Origin of the sequence: Alkaliphilus serpentinus (genome assembly GCF_009017255.1) — a bacterium.
Taxonomy (GTDB): Bacteria; Bacillota; Clostridia; order Peptostreptococcales; family Natronincolaceae; genus Alkaliphilus_D; species Alkaliphilus_D serpentinus.
The window spans coordinates 1-2,590 of the sequence record NZ_WBZB01000083.1; the positions used below are offsets into that span (position 1 = coordinate 1).

3 protein-coding genes are annotated in these 2,590 nt (G+C 40.1%); all 3 read right to left on the minus strand.

From position 1 onward, the window contains the following. Nucleotides 1-576: alpha/beta fold hydrolase (locus F8153_RS15860; RefSeq protein WP_151867335.1), on the minus strand; the 576-nt coding region annotated here is incomplete at its 3' end. Between the two features lie 5 nt (nucleotides 577-581). Next, a complete protein-coding gene (locus F8153_RS15865) occupies nucleotides 582-1,601 on the minus strand; it encodes a branched-chain amino acid ABC transporter permease (RefSeq protein WP_151867336.1) in 1,020 nt (339 codons plus the stop codon). Further along, nucleotides 1,601-2,467, minus strand: a complete 867-nt coding sequence (locus F8153_RS15870) for a branched-chain amino acid ABC transporter permease (protein WP_151867337.1) — start codon at nucleotides 2,465-2,467, stop codon at nucleotides 1,601-1,603. The genes F8153_RS15865 and F8153_RS15870 overlap by 1 nt, the downstream gene beginning before the upstream one ends. Nucleotides 2,468-2,590 lie beyond the last annotated feature (123 nt).

The window sequence follows — 2,590 nt, forward strand, 5'->3', positions numbered from 1 at the left end:
AATAGCTTCCACCGTTTCTTCTACCATATCCTTTGTAACCACTAAGTCGCTATCTCCCCTTAAGGCCAATACTGGTACGTTCAGATTTTTTATTCTATCCTCTAGATTAAAGGTTAATAAAGACCAGTCGATGTCGATAAGATTCCTTTGATCAAAGGTTGCGTCCAAATAGGCCCTATAATCTTCATCAGATGGCTTTTTATGAACATAGATTAAGGCGTTCCAGATCTGAGCCATTGTTTCATAATCTTTATTTTCTATGGCCTTTAGAGGTACCACCACCTGTGCTATATCCTGGGCCATTTCTTCTTTGGTTTCATAGACCTCTCCAATGATAGGTTGGCCCTGTTGGTCCTTTTTGTATATTGGATACCCCTTATAAGAAACGGAGCATATAAGCACCAGCCTATCTACCACCTCTGGATAGGATAACGCCAACTCCATGGCAACTCCTCCACCGGTGGACCATCCAACTACAACAAGGTTATCTAAAAACTTTTGATCAATGAAATCCTTAATATCTTCAGCCAACTCCTTTAAAGAATTAAAGGATCTATTATATGTTGATTTTCCCATTCCCCTTAAGTCAACTGCATACACATGATATATAAGTTAGTAGTCATCTTCTTTTTAGTCTTTCTTTCAGCAATAAGCTTATTCCAAAGGCCAATAAAACCTGAAGGCATAAATAGTACAACAATTACATACATTGCACCGAAGAACAGCAACCATCTTTCAAAAATAGGATGTACCGATCTTAGGTTTAACAAAGTATTTTGTACATAAGCGATAAATCCACTACCTACTATGGCTCCATATAGAGTTCCTGTTCCACCAACAAGGGTTATGAGTAAGGCATTTAAGGTTTGCTGTACACTTAAAAGGTCTGTGTTGGCAAAACGATTCAATAATCCAAACATTACTCCAGCTAGACCCGAGCTAATGGCAGCCACCTGGAGGCCAATCATCTTATACTTATCGGTATTAAAGCCTAAGAATCTAGCCCTTTGTTCATTTTCTCTCACTGCTAGCAGCACCCTTCCCGTTGGTGATAGCAGGAACTGTCTAAGGATTAATGTCATTAGAATCATAAATATCAATGCATAGTAGTAGAAAGCCATACGATCTCTAAAAATGGGTGGAATCTTGAAGGGAAGACCATCGGCCCCGCCAGTAACACTCCTCCATCTCTCTGCCATATTTCGTACAATTTCACCCAAAGCTAGGGTGATCATAGCAGCGGCGATGACACTACCATTCCTTAGAACAATCTTACCCATAATAAAGGCCGCTACAGAACAATAAATGATTGTAAGTACCACAACCAATAATAGTATTCCCAAGGTATTGTCTAGCTTCGTAAAAAGTATCCCTGCAATATAGGCCCCACTACCAAAGAATAGGGCATGACCTAAATTGATAAACCCTGTATAACCTCTTAAAATATCATAGCTCATACCATACACAGCTAGAATAAAAATACGACTAAGTAAAGTTACTGTTGCGGTTTTTGCAAAATGAGGCACCACCATAAGGGCTATCAATAACCCTCCAAGGGAGAGAATTTTGGTTAAACTTGACTTTTCCATCCTTAGTTTCATTATTTCTTCACCGCCAATCCAAATAAGCCATTGGGTTTAAAGGCCAATACTAAAGCCATCAAGGTTACATTGGCAACAACCGATAGGGAGGGAACAAACCAAGCCACTAGGGCTCCCATAAGTCCCAAAAAGATACTACCAAAGGCAGAGCCTAAAAAGCTTCCCATTCCTCCAATAACAACCACTATAAAGGCCAATACCTGATTGTTAAGACCTGCCGCTGATGACATGCTTCCAGTTAAGGGTGCATATAGGGCTCCCCCTAGAGCTGCCAGAGCTGCTCCACCGGCAAAGACAAAGGTAAAGTACATTTTAATATTGATTCCCATAGCTTGAACCATATCAGGTCTTTGAACTCCAGCACGGATTACCATTCCAATTTTGGTTTTTGTAATCAGTAGATGGATTCCAATAGCCACCAGTAGACCAACGGCAATTAAGAATATCCTATAGTGAACAATTGTTGCACCCCCAAAGACCCACTTCCCTGCGAGAAAGTCTGGTCTCGCAACGGCTATAGGGGTGGCTCCCCAGATGAGCCTGACTAAATCAGTGAATACCACTTGAATTCCTAATGTAATTAGGATCTGAGCTGGAATGTTCCCATAAACTCTACTAACAAAGAGTTTTTCAAATACTGCTCCCATTATAAAGACAACCACCATTGCGGCTATTACTGAAATAATAAAGCTTTGTGTATAGTTATATGCCCAAATATATACATATCCACCCCAAAGGAACAAGGTTCCATGGGTGAAGTTTACTACTCCCATCAGTCCTAGAATAATCGACAGACCAGAAGCCATTAAGAATATTAATGCCCCCTCTGCAAGGCCATTTATTAGTAGCATAATAAATACATCCATAATATCCTCCTTTACACTCCAAATAAGCTATAGACCCTAAATAGCCCCAAGATGCTTTCTCTGAAGCTCCTTATCTAAAATTAAATCCTTCATGCTACCCTTTTCTACTGTTTTCCCTTCATC